The 20,802-nt window shown below is 58.5% G+C and carries 17 protein-coding genes and 1 tRNA gene; 15 read left to right on the top strand and 3 right to left on the bottom strand.

Features of this window, described 5'->3' with window-relative positions; translation table 11 throughout:
- The first annotated feature begins 34 nt into the window (after nucleotides 1-34).
- From ABIT76_04135 to ABIT76_04105, 7 genes are all read left to right on the top strand, one after another.
- Entirely contained in the window at nucleotides 35-1,456 is a 1,422-nt protein-coding gene (locus tag ABIT76_04135) for a hypothetical protein (GenBank protein ID MEO7932330.1), read from the top strand.
- On the top strand, nucleotides 1,446-2,309 hold the full coding sequence (locus tag ABIT76_04130) for a DUF58 domain-containing protein (protein MEO7932329.1): 864 nt from the start codon (nucleotides 1,446-1,448) through the stop codon (nucleotides 2,307-2,309). Before ABIT76_04135 ends, ABIT76_04130 begins: the two co-directional genes overlap by 11 nt.
- A complete protein-coding gene (locus tag ABIT76_04125) occupies nucleotides 2,306-3,931 on the top strand; it encodes a BatA domain-containing protein (GenBank protein MEO7932328.1) in 1,626 nt (541 codons plus the stop codon). The genes ABIT76_04130 and ABIT76_04125 overlap by 4 nt, the downstream gene beginning before the upstream one ends.
- The gene (locus ABIT76_04120; protein MEO7932327.1) at nucleotides 3,928-6,444 is read left to right on the top strand and encodes a VWA domain-containing protein; all 2,517 of its coding nucleotides are present in this window, start codon (nucleotides 3,928-3,930) and stop codon (nucleotides 6,442-6,444) included. Before ABIT76_04125 ends, ABIT76_04120 begins: the two co-directional genes overlap by 4 nt.
- 127 nt (nucleotides 6,445-6,571) lie before the next feature.
- Nucleotides 6,572-7,006, top strand: coding sequence for a hypothetical protein (locus tag ABIT76_04115; protein ID MEO7932326.1), 435 nt, complete (start codon nucleotides 6,572-6,574; stop codon nucleotides 7,004-7,006).
- 107 nt (nucleotides 7,007-7,113) lie between these two features.
- Entirely contained in the window at nucleotides 7,114-7,491 is a 378-nt protein-coding gene (locus ABIT76_04110) for a hypothetical protein (protein ID MEO7932325.1), read from the top strand.
- A gap of 118 nt (nucleotides 7,492-7,609) precedes the next feature.
- On the top strand, nucleotides 7,610-9,085 hold the full coding sequence (locus tag ABIT76_04105) for an ATP-binding protein (protein ID MEO7932324.1): 1,476 nt from the start codon (nucleotides 7,610-7,612) through the stop codon (nucleotides 9,083-9,085).
- On the opposite strand, the gene ABIT76_04100 is transcribed toward ABIT76_04105, so the two are convergent.
- On the bottom strand, nucleotides 9,072-10,256 hold the full coding sequence (locus tag ABIT76_04100) for an FAD/NAD(P)-binding oxidoreductase (protein MEO7932323.1): 1,185 nt from the start codon (nucleotides 10,254-10,256) through the stop codon (nucleotides 9,072-9,074). The genes ABIT76_04105 and ABIT76_04100 overlap by 14 nt on opposite strands.
- A 66-nt stretch (nucleotides 10,257-10,322) precedes the next feature.
- Nucleotides 10,323-11,522 carry an SAM-dependent methyltransferase gene (locus tag ABIT76_04095; protein MEO7932322.1) on the bottom strand — a complete coding sequence of 400 codons (1,200 nt, stop codon included), beginning with the start codon at nucleotides 11,520-11,522 and terminating at the stop codon, nucleotides 10,323-10,325.
- A gap of 136 nt (nucleotides 11,523-11,658) precedes the next feature.
- On the opposite strand from ABIT76_04095, the gene ABIT76_04090 reads away from it, so the two are divergent.
- The 6 genes from ABIT76_04090 (at nucleotide 11,659) to ABIT76_04065 (ending at nucleotide 19,467) form a co-directional block, all read left to right on the top strand.
- Nucleotides 11,659-13,074, top strand: a complete 1,416-nt coding sequence (locus tag ABIT76_04090) for a GHMP kinase (protein ID MEO7932321.1) — start codon at nucleotides 11,659-11,661, stop codon at nucleotides 13,072-13,074.
- A 5-nt stretch (nucleotides 13,075-13,079) separates the two neighbouring features.
- On the top strand, nucleotides 13,080-13,907 hold the full coding sequence (locus tag ABIT76_04085; GenBank protein ID MEO7932320.1) for a squalene/phytoene synthase family protein: 828 nt from the start codon (nucleotides 13,080-13,082) through the stop codon (nucleotides 13,905-13,907).
- 50 nt (nucleotides 13,908-13,957) lie between these two features.
- The gene (locus tag ABIT76_04080; GenBank protein ID MEO7932319.1) at nucleotides 13,958-14,395 is read left to right on the top strand and encodes a hypothetical protein; all 438 of its coding nucleotides are present in this window, start codon (nucleotides 13,958-13,960) and stop codon (nucleotides 14,393-14,395) included.
- A 201-nt stretch (nucleotides 14,396-14,596) separates the two neighbouring features.
- The gene (locus tag ABIT76_04075; protein MEO7932318.1) at nucleotides 14,597-16,354 is read left to right on the top strand and encodes a CHASE3 domain-containing protein; all 1,758 of its coding nucleotides are present in this window, start codon (nucleotides 14,597-14,599) and stop codon (nucleotides 16,352-16,354) included.
- Between the two features lie 9 nt (nucleotides 16,355-16,363).
- Nucleotides 16,364-16,795: a response regulator gene (locus ABIT76_04070; GenBank protein ID MEO7932317.1), complete on the top strand. Its 432-nt coding sequence runs from the start codon at nucleotides 16,364-16,366 to the stop codon at nucleotides 16,793-16,795.
- Nucleotides 16,792-19,467, top strand: coding sequence for a PAS domain S-box protein (locus ABIT76_04065; protein ID MEO7932316.1), 2,676 nt, complete (start codon nucleotides 16,792-16,794; stop codon nucleotides 19,465-19,467). Before ABIT76_04070 ends, ABIT76_04065 begins: the two co-directional genes overlap by 4 nt.
- A gap of 71 nt (nucleotides 19,468-19,538) precedes the next feature.
- On the opposite strand, the gene ABIT76_04060 is transcribed toward ABIT76_04065, so the two are convergent.
- Nucleotides 19,539-19,859 carry a hypothetical protein gene (locus ABIT76_04060; GenBank protein MEO7932315.1) on the bottom strand — a complete coding sequence of 107 codons (321 nt, stop codon included), beginning with the start codon at nucleotides 19,857-19,859 and terminating at the stop codon, nucleotides 19,539-19,541.
- Between the two features lie 177 nt (nucleotides 19,860-20,036).
- Here ABIT76_04060 and ABIT76_04055 point away from each other — a divergent pair.
- Nucleotides 20,037-20,108 (top strand) — tRNA-Val (locus ABIT76_04055).
- A gap of 90 nt (nucleotides 20,109-20,198) precedes the next feature.
- Nucleotides 20,199-20,798 (top strand): peptidoglycan-binding domain-containing protein, encoded by a 600-nt coding sequence (locus ABIT76_04050; protein MEO7932314.1) that lies wholly within the window; start codon nucleotides 20,199-20,201, stop codon nucleotides 20,796-20,798.
- The last annotated feature ends 4 nt before the right edge of the window (nucleotides 20,799-20,802 follow it).

The following is a 20,802-nucleotide window of genomic DNA, read 5'->3' as shown; positions in this document are numbered from 1 at the left end:
CTGCGATACCTCTTGCCGGGTAAATTCGCGTTTTATGATCCAAGATTTCGCCGACTGGCTCAGCCCGATGTTAGTGAAAGAGCTTCGGCAGGGAATGCGCTCGCGGGTGCTGACGTCGTCCCTTTTCATTCTGCAAGGGCTGCTTATTTTTAATGTTATCATCGCCTTTACGGTGGCGGAAAATGGCAATGACACCCAAAGCGTGACGACGTTTTTCTGGACGATTCTTTCGCTGCCGCTGCTGATGATTCTCCCGCTCTCCGCGCTCGGCAGTGTGGGTAACGAGATCAAAAACAACACGCTGGAACTCATCTTTCTCACCCGCCTGAATGCCTGGCGCATCGTCTTCGGAAAATGGATCGCCATCGTCACGCAAGCCGCCCTCCTCGCGGTCACAGTGCTCCCTTACATCGCGCTGCGCTACTACCTCGGCGGGGTGAACATGCTCAACGATTTGCTCACCGTCGGGGCGATCTTGGTCGTCTCTGCCGTGCTCACCGCCGTGACGGTCGGCGTCTCTCCCTATCAATCCAAAATCATCCGGATATTCCTCTTTCTCGGCTACTTTTTTCTCCTGCAAGTCGGCGGTTCGTTTGTGGCCGTCTTGCTCATGGGTGGCGGCTCGCGCGGTGTCTTGCGAGGAGTGGGTTTGCCCAGTGGCGTGATCCTCGGCGGCATCGCCCTGCTGCTCCCGATCCTGATCCTGCTGATGTTGGGAATGGCCGCCTCGCGCATCGCTCCGCTGGCGGAAAATCACGCGGGTCCGCGCCGTCTGCTGGCCTTGTTGATTCTGCTGGTCTGCGGCGTGGCCAGCCTCTTCGCAGTGGACGCCGAATGGCTGATCATTGTGGGTCAGGTAGCGATCACACCCATCTGTCTCGGGGCGTTGTCGGAAAATGAAGTCGCGCTTTCCAGCCTGTATCGACCCTTTGTAAAACGTGGGTTTCTCGGCCGATTCGCCGCCCGCTTTTTCACGCCCGGCTGGAACACCGGCTTCTATTTCACCATGCTGGTTCTCGCCATCCTCGGCGTCTTCTGGTGGAAAGCCGGCTGGTTTAACGCCTCGACTGCCAGCCCATATCGCTACGTTTCGCTGATTGCTTTTGCCGCTACCCTCTTGCTGCCGCCCGCGCTCACCCCGCGCTCCATAAAAAAACGCTGGATGCCGTATCTCATTCTCTTCACGTCGTCCGGGCTCGTGATCTTTGTGTTGTCGATCATTGGCGGCGTCGCTCATTCACATATCCTGCAAGCTTCCGTCATCCTGCCACCGATCGGCATTTTCGCCCCTGCCTTCGACGACTTTGGAGGCTTCGGAAAAATGCTCACGCTCTGGATGAGTTTCCTCGCCGCCGTCTCGCTCATTCTCCTTTTAGTCAAATCGCGCGCGCCGTTTCGCTCTTTGAAAACGCTCCTCGCCGAGGCGTCGCGTTCGTTGCCGAATCATGATGCCTGATCGCGAGGAGCGGCGTGCTATTCACTCGCGAATGCAGGCGGCGGCGGGGCGGATGCGACTCCCATTTCGCAGCCGCACATGGCGGGGCCCAAGCGGTTCATGGCAGGGAGCGGGGGCGGGGAGTTCCATCGATTTCCAGGATCATCGCGCCTACATGCCGGGCGACGATCCGCGTCACATCGACTGGCAGGCGTATGCGCGGAGCGGCCAGTATTCGATGAAATTATATCGCGAGGAAGTCAGTCCCGCCGTCGATCTTGTGCTCGACATTTCGAGTTCCATGTTTATCAGCGCGGCGAAGGCTAATCGCACGCTGGAGCTGTTTTATTTCTGCCTCGAAAGCGCCCGTCAATCCGGCGCGGCCGTCCACGTTTACGTTCTTAACGGAGTCGAATCCGCCCGCTGGCCCGTCGAATCCGCCCTCGGCGGCGGGGACTGGCTCGCGTTGAAATTTCAGAAAACGCACTTCGCGCTTCCGTGGCGTCAAGGCTCCCTGCGCGTTCTCATTTCCGACCTGCTTTTTTCTGGCGCACCGAGTCCGATGCTCACCGCGCTGAGCGCCGCGCGTGGCACAGGGATCATCTTCGCGCCCTTTACTCAGGACGAGGCCGAGCCCGATTGGAATGGCAACATCCAGTTTGCCGATTGCGAGTCGGAACAGAGTCGAGTCCAACTCGTCTCACCCGGTCTGCTTACGCGCTATCGTGCTGCCTACCAGCGCCATTTCGCCCTCTGGTCGCTGGAGGGGCAGCGTCACCGCGTCGCCCTCGCGCGGGTCGGTGATGCGGGTGATTTTCACGCCGCCCTGCGTCACGAGGCCCTGCCCAAAGGCGCCGTGGAGATGTGCGGATGAGTGGGCTTTTCTTTGCCAATCTGGCCGGACTCTGGGCGCTGATCGGAGTTCCAGCGGTATTGCTGATCCATTTTTTGCAGCGCGAATCCCGTCGCGTCGTCACGGGCACGCTCTTTCTCCTCGAACAACTCGCGCCTGAAAGCGCCCAGGGGCGGCGCTTCGATCGTCTGAGAAATTCCGTCAGTCTCTGGCTGCAACTGCTCGCCATTTTGCTCATCACCTGGCTGCTGGCCGAGCCGCGCTGGATTCGCCATGACTCGGCTCAAACCGTGGCCATCGTCCTCGACGACAGCGCTTCCATGAGCGCATTTGCGGACGACGCGCGGCAGGCGCTCGCAGACCGGGCCAGCTCTCTTTCCAGCGCCGCCGCGCACACCGATTGGACGCTGCTCGATAGCCATGGAACTCGACTCTACCACGGCCCCAATTCCACAGGTTTGCTCGCCGCTCTGAAGAACTGGAAACCCACTGCGCCCGAGCACGATCCGGCCCCGGCATTTCGCACTGCGCAAAGCCTCGTCCGCCAGAAAGGTGCCGTCCTTTATCTCACCGACCACGCGGCCGCCGTGCCGCCCCGTGTGGAATGTCTTGCCGTCGGCCGCCCCTTCAACAACGTCGGCTTCACCGGCCTCCGCGCCGACGCCGCCGGGTGGCAGGTGCTCGTGAAAAACAACAGCGACCAGCCCGCGACGCGCACCTGGAAATTGGACGGTCAGCCACGCGGCACAGTCGAGTTAGGGCCGAATGGCATGGCGGAATTGACCAGTCAATTTCCTGGTCTCGTCGAACGCTGCACGCTCCAATTAGAGGCGGATCGCTTCACCCTCGACGACACGCTTCCGGTGCAGCGTCCGTGTCCGAAACAGCTCGGCATTTACTCCGATCCGGGCACTCCCTTCGACGATTTTTTCAAGGCATTCGCCGCCAGTATTTCCGATCGCTCACCCACTGGTCGCGACCTCCGGCTGGTGCGTTTCGATCCGCTGTATCCGAAACCGCTGGAGGGCGGCAGCATCGTCTTTGTCGATCAACCCGGAGTGCCCGGCAAGCTTCTGACCGGCTCCATCATCGCGGAAAATCATCCGCTGGTGCACGACCTCGTCTGGCAGGGTTTGCTTGTGAACGAGACCTTGGTCATCACGCCCGAGGCGTCGGATGAGCCCCTCGTTTCGCAGGACGGACGCCCGCTTTTATTCCTGCGCCGCATTGGTAAAAGCCGTTCGCTAATGGTGAACTTCGACCTGCGCTATTCCAATGCCACCCGGCTGCCCGCCTTCGTTCTCGCGCTGCATCGCTTCACCGAAATCGTGCGCGCCGAACGCTCCGACACCGAGTCGCTCAACGTCGAGACCCGCCAGCTTCTCCCCGACGATTCCCGCGCCCCGGAAGTGCCCGGTTTCTTTGAGCGTCCGCAACTGAAAGCCGCCGCGCATTTTGCCGATTCGCGCGAAACCGATTTTCGTCAGGCATCGTCGTCCGATCCGGTCCGCCGCATCGTCACCGAGTTGCGCCAGCGCAACAGCGAGGAAGACTTTCTCACTCCCGTCTGGGTCCTGCTTTTGCTCGCGACCATCGCCGGGAGCTGGCTGCTAACCGGGCCAAAAACGAGGGGAGTTGCATGAGATTCCACGCTCCCGAATGGTTCCTTCTCGTGCCCGTTTTCGTCGCCGCCGGATGGTATTGGCGACGATTGGAGTTGCATCTTTATCGGCGCATTTTGCTTCTGATTTTACTCCTGCTCGTGCTCGTGCAGCCGCAATGGAAACGCCTCGGCGACGGCCTCGATCTCTGGGTGCTGGTGGATCGTTCCGCCTCCGCTGCCGATGCGCTGGAACCCGCCCGTGCCGAGATGGAATCGCTCATCGAACGCTCCCGCGGCACCAGCGACCGGCTCCATTTCATCGACTTCGCCGATCTCGCGCAACTTCGTGGCGATGCCGACGAAATCCCCGAATCGCGCCGCCAGCAGACGCTCACTGGGCTCGCCATCGAGCACACGCTGGCCCATCTCGACCCGGATCGCGCCGCGCGTTTGCTCGTCATCACCGACGGATTCAGCACCGAACCGCTGGCCCATTTGCGGGAACGTTTGCGCGCGGAGCAGGTCGCGCTCGATTATCGAATTATCAACCCGCTCCGAGCTGGCGACTGGCGTCTGGCCCGACTGGATTTGCCCAGTCGCGCGCAGCCCGGCGAGCCGTTTCTGATGGAAATCGAAGTCGCCGGTGACCCCGACGGCACGATTCCTTGCGACATCGAACGCGATGGACAAAAGATCGGCAGCGCAGACGTAAAAGTCGAAAAAGGCATTGGGCATTTGCGTTTCACCGACCGACTGACGCGTGCCGGTTCCGCCAAATACACCGCTCGTTTGCGCCCAAAAACCGACAGTCGTCCGGGTAACGATTTTGCCGAGCGCTGGATTGAGATTGCCGGTGGTCCGCGCGTCTTTTTGCTGACCAAATTCGCCGATGATCCGCTCGCCGGAGCCCTGCGCGCGCAAGGGTTTACAGTCGAGTTGCAGTCGAATCTGAAGGACGCTAACATCGGCCGACTGACCGGTTGCCGCGGGGTGATTTTGAATAATGTAGCGGCCTACGAATTGCCCGCCGACTTCCTCCAGGCGCTGCCGTTTTATGTGAATCAACAGGGCGGCGGCCTGCTCATGGCGGGCGGCAAGCAGAGCTTCGGCGCGGGCGGTTATTTTCAATCGCCGGTCGATGATTTGCTCCCCGTTTCGATGGAACTCCGGGCCGAGCACCGCAAGCTCGCGGTCGCCATGGCGCTCGTTCTCGACCGCTCCGGCAGCATGGGCGCGACGGTGCAGACGAGTCGCGGTCCATTGGAAAAAATGGATCTCGCCGACGAAGGTGCCGCGCGCTGTGTGTCGCTCCTCGGCGGTCTGGATGCGGTCACCGTTTTCGCCGTGGACACCGAGCCGCACAAGGTCGTGCCGCTTACGCAAGTCGCTGGACATGAGAAGGATATCACCAGTGTGGTGCGGCGAATCGCCAGCGGTGGCGGTGGTATTTGTGTGCCGACCGGCTTGAAGGCGGCGCGTGAGGAATTGCATAAAACGCAGGCTGGCCAGCGTCATGTGGTGGTTTTTGCCGATGCGAACGACGCCACACAGGAGTTGGGAAATTATCAGGCGCTGATCGCCGACATGGTGAAGGAAGGGATCACGATCAGCGTCATCGGCATGGGCTCGCCAACCGATTCCGGCGGGAAATTTCTCGAGGAAGTCGCCACGCTGGGCAAGGGACGCGTCTTTTTTAACGCTGACCCGAATGAGCTTCCCGCGCTTTTTGCCCAGGAGACTGTGGCCGTGGCGCGCTCGGCTTTTCTCGAAGATCCGACTCCCATCGCGCCCGCACCCGGCTGGATGGAGATAGCGGCGCGTCCGCTTGCCTGGCCCGCCCAAGTGGACGGCTACAACCTGAGCTATCTCAAGCCGGGAGCCTCGGTAGGGCTGCTCTCCAAGGACGAATACGCGGCCCCGCTCACCGCATGGTGGCAGCGCGGCGCGGGCCGGGTGGCGGCAGTTTCATTTCCCTTGGGCGGGGCGTATTCCCAGAGCGTTCGCGCCTGGCCGCAATATGCCGATTTCGCCCAAACTCTCGGACGCTGGCTGGCTGGCGAACAACTCCCGCCGGGCATTGGCCTGAAGCAGGAAATCGACGGAACCGAGTTGCATCTCGATCTGTTTTACGACGAAACATGGACCGCTCGAATCGCCGCGAAGCCGCCGCAGATTTCGCTCAGCAGCGGCGTGGAAAGCGCCGTGAGAGAACTCGTCTGGGAGCGAATGGAGCCAGGCCATTTCCGCTGCACGACCAGTTTGGAGCCGGGAAAATTTGTCCGCGGCGCGGTGCGGGTGGGGGAATTCACCCTGCCTTTTGGCCCCGTTCTCGCAGGCAGCAATATCGAATGGACCTTTGATCGAAACCGTTTGACGGAACTTCGGGAGCTTTCGCGAGCTAGTGGTGGCGTGGAGCGCCTGGACTTGAGCCGCGTCTGGGAAGCTCCGCGGAGGGTCGCCTGGCGCGATCTGCGAGCCTGGCTCCTGATGGCGCTGCTGCTGGCATTCATCGGCGATGCATGGGCCACTCGCTTCGGGTGGAAGCGAAGTTAGCGAGCATTCGGCTTAAATTCGCATTTATGGATATCATAAATGCGACTATTCAGGACCTGGTGTTGGTATTTGCCTCGCAGTTACCCTGCAAAAAGGGATCAGGCATGGTTCGGGCTTAATAGAAATCATGAAGATCATCCTCGTTTTACTATCCATGAGTTTCTTATTTGCGAATAGCGAAGCTTCCGATGCCAATGTCTCTCGTGAAATGGTTCGCGCCTCTTTGATCGCCCGCCAAAGCAGTCTTTCTCACTCGTCTGGCTACTGCTGGAGATTTGTAAAAAAAGCCCTGGTCGCCTCCGGCGCTGTCTCTTCTTATCCGAAAACGAATCTGGCCTGTGAGGCCGGCAAGGAACTTGTTGAAGTCTACGGCTTCAAGAAACTGCGCGTTTCCTCCCCATGGAAAGCGCCCGTCGGTTCTGTCCTCGTCTATGCCGCCAACCGGAGATATCGCGCCGGCCACGTGGAGATTCGCGGCAGCAACGACTTCGTTTCCGATTATCGCGGACGCCGCCCTGCCGCTTTCAAATTCCTCGGCGCCTACGCCCGGATGGAATCGTAAGTCATTTTGCGGCCTCGGCAGATGAGCCACCTCTAAAATAGGCATCGCTTTCTGCTGACGGATAAAACCAGGTTGGACTTCAGCGGCGATTAATTATAAAATCATCTATGAAAATCACCCTCATTATTTGTCTGTTAATGGCGTCGTTTCTCTTCACCGGTTGTGAGACCGTGGTCGAAAGCCGCCGCCCCGTCCGAGTCTATGACCGTCCTGCTTACTACGAAAGCGGGCCGCGCAGAGGCTACTATGACAACGATTATCGCCACCACGACCGTGTTTACGAGCGCGATGTCATCATCAACAACCGCCGCGATGTCATCGTGCGTGAGCAGCCCCGGGTTTACAACCGTCGCACCCGCGTCGTAGTCGCCCCGCAACGGACTTCCCGCACGATTGTCCGACGTGACGCTCCTCGTGATGATGACCGGAAACGCGATAGCGACCGGAAAAAGAAACATCGCGATCACGACGACGACCATCGTTAAGCGCGATTAACTCAACGAAACGGCCCGGCCCTGACAAAGCCGGGCCGTCTTTTTTTACAGTTTGAGCGCATTGGAAGTGTTGTGCTCCTCGTGGCTACGCGTTAATTTCGGCGGCAGCATGACCAATTTTCTTTCCCCGCTGAAAGGTTGGAAATCCTGGGCATGGGCCGTTTTTTGGAGCGGCCTGGCGGTGCTGCTAACCTATCTTTTCTGGGGCCAAGTCTTTCGCTCCACTCCCTTCATGCTATTTTTCGCGGCGGTCGCGATCACTGCCTCCCGCAGCGGAGTGTGGCCGGGAATGCTCGTCGCCGCGACTGGCGTGACGGTGGTGTTATCGCATCCGGGAACCGATTTTGGCCGGTTGTGGCTGCCCTCGATCAGCATGCTTTTCAATGCCGGGATCATTGTCTTTCTCAGCTCGGCCGTGCGCCGTGGATTGGAGGCAGGACAGGAAGCCGAGGCGTTTCGGGCGAGCATTGGCGATGCGGTGGCAGATTTTTTATGGTCGTGCAGTCCCGATGGACAGCCGCTGTATATCAACGACCGGTTGGCATCGTTTGCCGGGATCACTATTAAGGAAACATTCGATGAAGGTTGGAGAAAATATGTCCACCCCGACGACATTGCCGAACTCACGCCCCACTTCAAACGTCTGAGTGCGACCGGTCAGAAATTCACCTGGTCATTGCGTTTTCGGAGAAAGGCCCAGTTCTACCGCTGGTTCCAATGCCGCGCGGTCTCCATCAAAAACAAGGAAGGCAAAATCGTCCGCTGGATGGGCACAGGCACCGATATTCACGAGCAATATCTCGCGGAGCAGCAGCGCGAGGAAGCCCTCAAGCGCGAGAAAGAGGCTCGCATCGAGGCGGAAAATGCCAACCGAATGAAAGACGAATTTCTGGCCATGATTTCCCATGAATTGCGGACGCCGCTCAACGCGGTTTTTGGCTGGCTCACTCTTCTAAAAGATCCCGTTACCACACCGGAGGAAATGCAGGAGGGGCTGGAAATCATCGACCGCAACGCGCACGCGCAAGGCCAGCTCATCAACGATTTGCTCGATATGAGCGGGATGATCCAGGGCAAGATTCGACTGGAACTCGAATCCATCGATTTGTCGAAAATCGTCGGCATGGCCATCGAATCGGCCCTGCCCACCGCGTTGACCAAGGGAATTGCCCTCGACGAGAAGATTGAGCCCAATCTGGGTCAGGTCCGCGGCGATCCCGCCCGGCTCCAGCAAGTCGTCTGGAACCTGCTAACCAATGCACTCAAATTCACCCCGAAAGGTGGTGGCGTGAAAGTCAGTCTGACTCGCTCCAGTTCCTCGGTGGAACTGACGGTGACCGACACGGGCGAGGGGATCGCCCCCGACTTTCTCGCTTACGTCTTTGATCGTTTTCGCCAGGGCAATACCACAGGCACCCGCACCCACGGCGGCCTCGGCCTCGGCTTGGCCATTACCCGCCAGCTCGTGGAATTGCATGGCGGCACGATACGAGCCGAGAGCTCGGGACTGGGCCACGGCGCGACTTTTCGAGTGCTCCTGCCCCTCGCGGAAACTCTGGCCGCCCCGGGTGTTAGTTCGCCTTGAAGCTGGCGCGGATTTGCTGCGCGACCAATTCATGCGCCTCATTCGGACGATTGCAGAGGACGGCGGCGACGACTTTTTCGCCTTGCAGACAACTGAGGGTGAATTGCTTTTTGCTGTATTCGCCCTCTAGTTTGGTGCGAACGATGGGTTTGGAAAAGTCGCCGAGAAAACGCAGTTTGAGGTCGAAGAAATCCAATCCAAACTCCGGTAGATATTCAAATTTCTGGCGCTTCCGTCCGGTGATGTTTGCCCCTGCAGTCTGGCCTTGGAGTTCGGCGCAACTCGCATAATCCCAGCGACGCACGCTGCCGAAAATGCGATCTGGGAAGAGCGCGACCGGACCCGCCGCGTAGATGCCTTTTTCGTCTGTCTCGAGGTATTCGTTGACCGGGCAGCCGTTCGGGCTGCTCAGCGGTGTGCCGGTAACGAGTCGCAAATCCGGCTCGCTGCCGAGCGCGACGACGGCCATTCCCGCGGCGAAACGCGTGCCGCTTTTGAGCTGCACGTTTTTCAGGACAGTCTTGCCTTCGAAGCCGTTGAGATTTTCTTCGAGAGTCAGTTTGATCCCGTGGGCGAGGGCGTATTCGTTGAGGAATTGGCCGGTCGGCGCATCCACCAGACCATCGAGGAGAAACTTGTCGCCGGTAAGCAGAATGACGTTGTGATTGCTCGATTTCAGCGCCGCGGCGTAGTGCAAACCAGCCAGGCCAGAGCCAATGACGACGCAGCCTTTTTCGTGACTGGAAATTTCCCGAATCGCCCCCAAGTCATGCGCGGTCCGTGGGTAAATGATGTTGCCGAGGTTAAACCCCGCGATCTGTGGACGCCGAGGGCGCGATCCGGTGGCGATGAGGGCTTTTTTGAACTCGATCGTTTGGCCGGTATTCAGCACAGCGAGGCGGCGTTCGATGTTGAACTGCGTCACCAGCGTGCTCGGGCGGTAATCGATTTTGTTCTCCTGAAACCAGCCATCCGGGGCCACGGTGATGCTGGCGGGATTGGTAAGGCCTTCCTTAAACCATTGTTTGTCAAGAACGGGGAGGCGATGCGGCGGAAGATGGTCGTCACCCACGAGGAGAACACTTCCCTTGTGATCGTATTGACGGAGGGCTTGGCAGGCATGGAAGGCGGTGAGGCCGGCTCCGACAAAAAGGTAATCGCGGTGGATCATTGGAGGAAGCTAAATGGCCCGCACGAAAAGTGGCGAGTAAATTCCGACACGAGCGGAAAGCCGTGGCTAGTAACCGTCCTTTTGCACCGGGCGGCGCAGGCCGAGAGTGAGATACGGATCGGGAGAAAATTGGTAGCCGAGCAGGGGCGGCGCGGGCTCGATGAACTTCTGGAGCGTGAGGTATTTGAATTGTGAACCCATGCTCTCGGGGTGGGTGAGGGTCTGCAATTCCTTCAGACGCTGCGCGGTGGCCTCGCTCAACTGCCCCGCCAGGGATTCGGCTTCGATGGCGGAGAATTCACTCTGACCCACGCCCACGAGGAAATGATTCTGGTCCGCAAAACCGGTGACTTCCATTTCACCCTCCAGAGCGACTTCGGCAATGCTGGTGAAGTCCACGTGGGCCGTGATGTCGGTCTCGCCCAGCTTCTCAAAGGGATTGTAATGCCGCTCGTGCTTACGATAGCACGTGAGTGTTCCCTCAGTCCGCTCGGGGGAATAAAATTGCCGCCGTGGATAGCCGTAATCGATGACCATGATGTAGCCGCAGCGCAAGGCGCGGGCAGCGTCTTCCATCCAGGTCATGGCGCGGAGATTCACCTCGGTCCGGTATTGGTCTGGCAAGGCTGTGGGCAGTTTGGTGAGGTATTTGGCGAGGATCTGAGTCGAGGGCTCGGCTGTGGTGAAATGGAAGTTGCCGCTGTCGTAGTCCACGTAATTTTCCACCCATTCATTCTGGATCAGGGAAACGAGATGCACCGGCATGGCGTCGAGGAGTTCGTTGCAAAAATACACGCCAAAGATCGAGCCGTCGCCCAGCGCGTCGATCTCCTCCGCCCAGCCTGTGCGTTGTTTGCCGAAACGGGCCAGACGTTTTTTTTGCTCATTGGCCAGCACCGGCGAGGGCTCGATGATCCAGTAGCGCAAGGCTTGAAAAAAATCCGGGAACAATATCCCCGCCGTCTCCAGGATGTCGCTTGCGAGCTGGCCGCGATCCGCCGCCTGCTCGACAATCGTAAACTCGTCCGGACTGCCCAGGCGCGTCCACATTTCGTGAAACTGGCGCGTGAGCAATTCCCCAAAAGTCCGACCCACACTCACACTGGTATAGAAGTCGCCCAACCGCCCGATCGTGGCCTGGCCAGACGAATAGTAGCCCCACTCTGGATGATAAAGCGCCTGCTGCATAAACCACCGGAACGTGACGGGACCATGCCGCAAAATCTGGTCGCGAAAATGTCGCGTCAATGCTTCCGTGGGGGACATCACGGGCTAAATTTGGAGTTGGAGTCGCTGCATGACAAGTGCAAATCCGAGTCGCAAACATCGGAAAATGTTTTTGCGATCAGTTTGGCATCTGACATACCATGAGCGAATGCTGCCCAAGGAAAAGTTTCGCCTCTTGCCTGAGATCGTGGAGTTTGAGCGTCTTCTCAACAAACCCAATTCCGATTCGACTGGTTTTTCTGGTTTCTTTAACTCCGGGGGGATCGTTCTCACCCGCGTTCCAGCCCGGCTCGACATCATGGGCGGCATCGCCGATTACTCGGGCGCCAACGTCTGCGAGGGAGTGCTTGGCAGTGGAATTGTCATCGCGCTCCAACCCCGCACCGACCGCACTTTGCGCATTCGCACCGTGCAGGCCGGACGCAAGGCGCTGCCGGTCGAGACGCGCATTCCCCTCGAATATTTTGAGGAAGGCGACCAGCTCGGCAGCTACGCCCAGGTGCGTGAACTGGCCCGTGCCAACCCACTTTCCTCGTGGGCAGCCTATATTGGCGGCAGCATTTTTACCCTGCTAAAAGAGGAAGGCATCCGGCTTTCCTACGGATTTAGCCTGCTCCTTCTGAGCAACGTCCCAATGAATGTCGGCATCGGCAGCTCGGCTGCGACCGAGATCGCCGTGTTGAGCTGCCTGCGCGCCTATCTAGCATTGCCCATCAGTGAAACGCGGCTCGCCCGTCTCGGCCAGCTCGCCGAAAACCAAGTTGTCGGCGCGCCTTGCGGCATCATGGATCAGATCGCCGTCACCAGCGGACGGGCTGGAAATCTTACCCACATTCTTTGCCGGCCGGGCCAGGTCCAGGGCACGGTGAAAATCCCCGAGGGCACGGGCTTTGTCGGGATTAATTCCATGGTCAAACACTCCGTCGGCGGCAGTGCTTACGGCGACGTCCGCATCGGAGCGTTCATGGGGCGAAAAATCATTAATTCCGAGCGGAGTCGCATGGGAATGGAGCCGATTCTTTACCTCAGTGAGATCACCAGCGAAGAACTGGAGCGCGACTATCGCCAGCACTTGCCCGAGACCATGCGCGGGTCCGAATTTCTCAAGAAATATCAAACTCACGATGACCCGGTGACCACTGTCCAGCCAGACGCGGATTACCGGATTCTCGGGCCAACGACGCATCCGATTCAAGAAAACGAGCGCGTGCTGGCCTTCATGGCCGCGCTCCAGGACGGCGGCGAGTCGGGTTGCATTCGAGCCGGCGAGCAGATGTTTGCCGCGCACGAGAGCTACCAAAGCAACTGCCATCTTTCTGTCGATGAAGTGGATTTCCTCGTCGAAGCCGTTCGCCGACGCGGGACTTCCAGTGGACTCTACGGAGCGAAAATCACCGGCGGAGGCTCGGGTGGCGCGGTTGCTATTTTCGGAACCAAGGACGCGCTCGCCGCCGAGATTCCGGCCATCGCCAGCGAATACCAGCGGCGCATCGGCCTGTATCCGGATATTTTCGAGGGCACTTCGCCCGGCGCAGCCGAATTCGGTGCGATGCACTACGAATTCAGCTCCCACGGCTGGCAGCGGCTCTAAGTCCAATGACCCCCGGCGAACAAATCACCAAGGCGAGCCGGTCGAATCTTGCGCTGGCCTTCTTGTCTTTGCCGGAGCAGAAACGCCGCGACATCAGTAATTTCTACGCCTTCTGCCGGATCGTCGATGATCTGGCGGATGAACCGGGGATGCCCGTTGCGGAGCGTCAGGCGCAGCTCGATCTCTGGCGCTCGGCCATTCTCGAAACGACCCCGGGCGAACACCCGCTCGCGTCCGACATTCGACTCACACTCGACCGTCACCCAGCCATCGACCGCAGTTTGCTCGGCGAGATTATTTCCGGCATGGAGATGGATCTTCGCGGCACGCGCTACGAGACGCTGGCCGACTTGCAATTGTATTGCTACCGGGTCGCTGGAGCGGTCGGATTGGTCAGCATCGAGATGTTTGGCTACCAGAATCCTTCGGCTCGCGACCACGCCCGTGCGCTTGGCGAAGCACTGCAGCTCACCAATATCCTGCGCGATGTCGCCGACGATTATCGCAATGGCCAGCGCATTTACCTGCCTCTCGAACTGCTGCGCGAACACGGCTACAGCGAGGATGATCTCCGTGCCGAGCGCCACAACGACGCCTTTCTGCGCCTCATGCAAACTCTCGCCGCCGTCGCGGAAAAAGATTACGCCGCCTCCGATGCCGCCATCGCGCCCGAGGACCGGCGCAACCTCCGGCCCGGTCTCATCATGGGCGACATCTACCACCGCGTGCTTCGGAAAATGGAGCGAAACAAATTTCGAGTATTTTCCACGCATTACCGTCTGACTCACATGGAAAAGCTCCTGCACGTCCTTCGCCGGATGTGTTTCCCCTAAGTTTTTCCTAACAAACACACCTCAAACGCTGTCACAAACGAATACACATTATGAATAAATTCACCACCCTCGCCGTAACCCTCGCCCTCGGCTCCTCCAGTTTGCTCACTTCCTGCGAATCCGCCGCTGGCACCGGAGCCCTCGTCGGCGCGGGCATCGGTGGAATCATCGGGCACAATACCAATAACGGAGGCGGCACCCGCACCGCAGTCGGAGCTGGACTCGGAGCACTGGCCGGAGCTCTCGCAGGAGCCGCCTACGACGAGCATAAACGCGAGAAATATGCCCGCGAGGACGGCTATTATCGCGACGGCGAAGTCCGTGGTTACGAACGCCGCGAGCGCAGCTATCCCTACGGCGAACCCACCCGATATGCGGGCTACGTCCGCAGCCCGTATCGTCCGTATAACATCATCGACGTCCGCGGCATTCCGAGCGGTGCGCTGGTGGTCGATCCCTCGGTGGATCGTCCGTTCCGCAATCCGTGATTCGTATCTAAACTCCACTCTAAAATTCCGAAGCCGCGTTTGAAAGAACGCGGCTTCTTTTTTTGGTGGGAGAATTTTTTCTGAACGGGACAAAATCACTTGCCGACACATGCGTTGATCCGTTACCTGTTTGGCCATGAGCTATATTGAACGATGAGTTCTTTGCCCACGAGATAGTAGGCTCACTTGTTACACACCCCCATGATGAAGCGAGCCACCCACCTCTATTTGCTGATAGGATTTCTGGTGGCGCTCCTTCTCCTCAGCGGAGTGGCTTTGGTTAACTGGCGGCACATCGCCGACATGCAGGATTCGGCGGAATGGGTGCGCCACACGGAGAAAGTGCGCGAGGCCATTCACCAGTTGCAGATCGAGATGCAGGAAGTGGAAACCGGGATGCGCGGGTTTGTCATCACTGGCGACGAGACATTTCTCGAACCCTATGAAAAAGCGCGGGGCCAGATCTCCGGCCAGTATCGGCTGCTGCGCGAACTCACGCGTGACAACCCGGCCCAGCAGAAACATTGCGCGATGATCGAGCCCACTTTGTTTATGCGGGTGGCGGCGGCAGAGACAGCGGTGACGCTGCGCAAAATGAACAATTTCGAGTCGGCCCGCGATGAGGTGGCGACCGGTCCGGGGAACGGACTCATGAGGCAAATCTATAACGTGATGGAACAGATGGATCACGAGGAGGAGGTGTTGCTGGTGAAGCGTTCGGCCACTGCGCAGGAGGCCACTGACCGGGCGCGGCATCTGATGCTGACCGGCACAGGGTTGAGTTTCATTCTTCTCATTGCCGTCTCCGCCGTGGTGGTGCGCGAAAACCGGATGCGCCAGCGCTCGGAGCTGGCCCTGAAGGCGAGCCATGCGGAGTTGGAGTCGAGTGTGCGGGCGAACCGGTTGATCATGAAGCATTCGCTCGACGTCATCTGCACCGTGGACAAGAACGGGAAATTTATCTTTGTCAGCGAGGCTGCCGAGCGTCTCTGGGGCTACAAACCGCAGGAAATGGCCGGGCGCAGTTACAGCGATTTCGTTCACCCGGAGGACCGGGAGAAAACAAGGGCCATGGCGTCGGAAATCATGGCCGGAAAGCCCGTGCAGGATTTTGAAAACCGCTATACGCGCAAAGATGGCAGCCTGATTTCTGTGGTCTGGTCGGCCACTTGGTCAAATGAGGATCACACGATGTTTTGCGTGGCCCGCGACCTCACCGCCCGCAAGGAATCGGAGGCCGCCATCGCACAACTCAATGAGGAACTCATTCACCGTGCCACGCAACTCGAGGAGACCAATAAGGAACTTGAGGCTTTTTCCTACTCGGTCTCGCACGACTTGCGTTCGCCTCTGCGTGGCATCGACGGCTTCAGCCAGGCGCTGGAGGAAGATTACGCGGCCACTTTCGACGATGAGGGCCGCGGTTATCTCGCCCGCATCCGCGGGGCGGCCCGACGCATGGGCGAATTGATCGACGATCTCCTAAAGCTCTCGCAAATCACCCGGGCCGGCATGTATCCGGGCCGGGTGGATCTCACTCACCTCGCCGAAACGATCCGCGACGACTGGCAGCGCCGCGAGCCGGATCGCCAGGTGCAATGGGATATTTCTCCGGGCATGGTGGTGGAGGGCGACCTGCAACTCCTCCGTGTGGCCTTGGAAAATCTCATCGGCAACGCTTGGAAATTCACCAGCAAACAGCCCGCAGCTCGCATCGAATGCGGCTCGGAGCTGCACGATGGACGCCGGGTCTATTACGTCCGCGACAACGGAGCCGGGTTTGACATGACTTACGCAAAGAAGCTCTTCGGAGCCTTTCAGCGGCTGCATTCGCTGGCCGAGTTTGAGGGGACTGGCATAGGACTTGCAACAGTTCAGCGGATCATGCACCGACACAGCGGACGCGTCTGGGCCGAGGGTGCCGTCGGCCAGGGGGCCACCTTTTATTTCTGCCTATAAATAACGCCTATGAATGAGAAAGACATCCTGCTGGTCGAGGACAACCCCGACGACGAACAACTGGCGGTCCGCGCCCTCAAACGCAACAACATCGTGAATGAAATCATCGTTGTTCGCGACGGCCAGGAGGCATTGGAATATCTTCTCGACGAGAATATTCCGCTGCCGGCCTTGGTCCTTCTCGATCTGAAACTACCCAAGGTGAGTGGACTCGAAGTCCTCCAAAAGCTGCGCAGCGTCGAGCGCACGCAAATCCTGCCGGTGGTCGTGCTCACGACGTCGAAGGAGGAGCAGGATTTGCTGGGCAGCTATCGTTTTGGCTGCAACAGCTACATTCGCAAGCCGGTCGATTTTATTCAATTCACCGAGGCCATGCGTAACTTAAAAATCTACTGGTTGATGCTCAACGAACCTCCACCCATGAACCGGGGCCACCAATGAGTCGGCCCCTGAATGTGTTGCTGGTGGAGGATGTGGAGGACGACGCCCTCCTGGTGCGCCGTGCGTTGCGGGCCGGTGGTTTCGAGCCGGAAATCCAGCGCGTGGAGACGAGAGAGGCGATGACCCAGGCGCTGACGAAAAAAAACTGGGACGTGGTGATCAGCGATTTTTCGATGCCGAAATTCAGCGGCCCGGAAGCGTTGGAAGTCCTCCGGGAAACGGCGCTGGACGTGCCGTTCATCGTCGTCTCCGGAACCATTGGTGAGGACATTGCCGTGTCGATGATGAAAAACGGCGTGCAGGATTACATGGTCAAAGGCCAGCTCGCGCGCCTGACGCCCGCAGTGGAGCGGGAATTAAAAGAGGCGGAGTTGCGTCGGCAAAAACGGCAGGCCGAGAGCGAATTGCACGAGAGGGAGTTGTTGTTCCGAAGCGCGTTTGATTCGTCCGCTTTGGGGATGTCGCTAGTCGGTAAAAATGGGCGTTTTCTCCAGGTCAACCAGAAGCTTTGCCAGATTACCGGCTACAATGAGGCGGAACTTTTGGAGCGGAGTTTCATTGATATCACGCACCCCGACGACCAGGAGGCGAGTTGGAAGGCATTCAACGACGGATTAGCCGCTCGAAGTTCTGGTCTGCACATAGAAAAACGCTACCTGCATAAAAGTGGCCGCGTCGTCTGGATCGCTCTCGCTGCCGCCGTGGTGCCGGATGATCAAACGTATCCCCTTTATTTTATCATTCAGGTTCAGGACATTACCGAACGAAAAGAGGCGGAAAGGAAGATCAGTGAACAGGCGGCGCTCCTCGAGCACGCGCGCGACGCAATCCTCGTGATGGATATGAATCAGCAGATTGTTTATTGGAACAAGGGTGCGGAGCGGCTCTACGGCTGGTCTGCCGAGGAGGCCCTGGGCAAGCGGGCCGGGGAACTCTTTGCCAGTGATAACTCCCCAAGTCACGAGACGAGCCAGCGACGGATGTTGGAGACCGGAGAATGGACAGGCGAGCTTCAGCAGAGAACGAAGAACGGACGCGAAATCATTGTGGAGAGCCGGCGCACGCTGATGCGTGACGAAAAGGACCAGGGCAAATCCATTCTCATCATCAACACCGACATCTCTGAGCGAAAGCGGGTTGCGCTGGCCTTGGCCGAGAGCGAGGAACGTTTCCGGCAGCTCGCCGAACAGAGCAGCGACGGCTTCTGGTTTGTGCAACGCGAGCCGGAGCGCATCCTCTACGTCAGCCCGGCGATCGAGCGTCTGTGGGGTGTTGCAGCGGAGAAAATTTACGAGAATGCCAGCGTGTGGTGGTCAGCGATTCACGTCGAGGATCAGGCGCGCGCCCGGGAGGCGTTTGCCGCCTGCCTGAAAGGAAACGCCGCACGATTCGAGTCGGAATTTCGTGTCGTCCGGCCCGATGGGAGCATCGGCTGGGTGCATAGCAGCGGCACGCCGATACGCGATGCCGCCGGCGACATTCTCCGAATCGGCGGGCTCTGTCGCGACATCACAGAACGCAAGGAAACGGAGGGACAGATGCTGCGCGCGCAACGCATGGAAAGCATCGGCACGCTCGCTGGCGGAGTTGCGCACGACTTAAACAACGCGCTGGCACCGATCCTGATGGTTTGTGAATTAATGCAAACTCGCTACCCAGATTCGACCGACATGATCGACACGATCGAAGCTAGCGCACAACGCGGAGCCGACATGGTGAAGCAGTTGCTCACATTCGCGAAAGGCATCGACGGCAAGCGTCTGCTCATTCAGCCCGAGCAATTGCTGGAGGAAATCGCAAAATTCGTCAGCACCACATTTCCAAAAAACATCGTCCTCAAGACCGACTTCGCCGAAAAACTGCAACCCGTCACTGGCGACGCGACTCAGTTGCATCAGGTTCTGCTCAATCTCTGCGTTAACGCCCGCGACTCCATGCCCGATGGCGGCACCCTTACCATTCGTGCTGAAACCGTGGAAGTCGATACGCTCTACGCGCAAGCCGTGCCCGAGGCCAAACCCGGCAGCTACACCGTGTGGCGCATTCAAGACACCGGCACCGGCATTCCACCGGACGTGCTGGACAGAATTTTTGAGCCATTTTTTAGCACCAAAGGCCCGGACAAAGGCACCGGTCTCGGCCTTTCAACGACCATCGGCATCGTCCAGAGCCATGGCGGATTTGTGCGGGTTTATTCCATCGTGGGCACGGGAACGACCTTCGCCGTTTACCTGCCTGTCTCACGCGATGCCGATGAGACGTCCGAAACTCCAACGAAAAACAACTACCGCGACTTCCATGGCAACAACCAGACGATCCTCGTCGTGGACGATGATGTCGGGGTGCGTGAATGTCTGCGAGCGGTGCTGACCGCGCTCCAATTTAAAGTGGTCTGCGCGAGCGATGGCACTGCCGCCCTGCTACTCATTACGGAGTGCTGGACGGAACTTTGCGGAGTGATCACCGACCTGCACATGCCGGGGATGGACGGGCTAGCCTTTGTGCGTTTGCTGCGCGAGAAACTTCCGCAGGCAAACGTTCTCGTCACTAGCGGACGCCTCGACGACGACGCGATCCGGGAGTTTCATAGCCTCGGCGTCAAAGCCATGCTGGACAAGCCGTTCACTCACGCAAAACTGGTGGAGAAACTGAAGGCGACCTTCATGGTTTGACTACATCAACCGCGCACATTCAGGTGCGATAAAGCTTCTCCTGAATGCTATCTAACTCGACCGCAGGCCGATTATGCAGCCGCGTTTCTTTTTGCCTCCCAGCGGGCTTTCATCGCTGCGGAGATTTTGGCTTTGGCTTCAGGAGTCATGCCGCCTTTTTTGCGGGTCTTTGCTTTTTTTACCGGCTCGCTTTTAGGTGCGATGGCAGCCTTCGCCTTCCGACCGCCTGTTTTTCTCCGTTTGGTTTTTGTTGGAGTGATTGCTTCCACAGTTCCATCGACCAGCTTGCTGAGCTTGGCTTGGAGAAGATCGATTTGTTTGCGGAGATGGAGAACTTCCTCGATTTTTTCGACAGAATGATTCCAGAAGGATGATGATGTAGATTTGGCCATAGAAGCCAATTAATAACTACAGTTCGACTTGGGGACAACAATAAATACCACATCGCACCAAACTATTATCCAGTAGTTCAGCTTTCTGTTTGCCGTAGCGTTGGGCCGGTGCATAATAGACGCCTTCGTTTGATGTGGGAGTAGTTGCAAAAGCTACCTTCTTGAAACGGACAGGACGCGCAGTTAGCTCAGCGGTAGAGCGGCTCGTTTACACCGAGTTGGTCGGGGGTTCGATCCCCTCACTGCGCATTTTTCCCTAAGTCGGATGGGAGTGAAACGGTTGGAAGAGCCGCGCAGTTTTTCTGAATGAAATCCGCCACGGGAGGTCTAACTTCCTATATGAAACTACCATTGCTTCCAAAACTCTTGCTGGCGGGAGCGCTCTTGACGCTTTTCTCGTCAGCGGCACACGCAGACTCCAAACATGGCAGCAGCCACCGTCGGCCCGACCGGTTTGACGTCCACGTTTCCAATGACAGCGACCGCAATCGCAACATCCGCAATGAGCGCATCGCCGACTATCAACGCGCCCAGTCATCGCGCCGCGACTACCATCGGGGTGATCGGCGCTACTACGGCGGCGGGGGTTACTATCGCGGCGGCTACTACGGCTACGCTCCATATTATTACAGCTATCCCCGGACTTCGGTCGCCATCGGAGTCGGCACCGGTTACTACGACACCGAATATATCGGCACCTATCGCAGTGACGATGACCGCCCAATCTATCGTGGCCGCCAAATCTCTGAGAGCACCAGTTCTTCACTGGAAATCTCTGTGCAGCGAAAACTGGCCAAGCTGGGTTACTACTCCGGTGAAATTGATGGAGACATCGGCCCTGCGACACGACGTGCGATTACGCGTTTTCAGCGCGATAACGATCTGGCACAGACTGGACGGATCGACCGCAATCTCGTTAGTGCGCTCGGCGTTTCCTAACTAA

The sequence above is a fragment of the Chthoniobacterales bacterium genome, from assembly GCA_039930045.1.
GTDB lineage: Bacteria > Verrucomicrobiota > Verrucomicrobiia > Chthoniobacterales > DASVRZ01 > DASVRZ01.
Note: the sequence above shows the minus strand (reverse complement) of the source record. Positions and strands in the feature narration are given on the sequence as shown.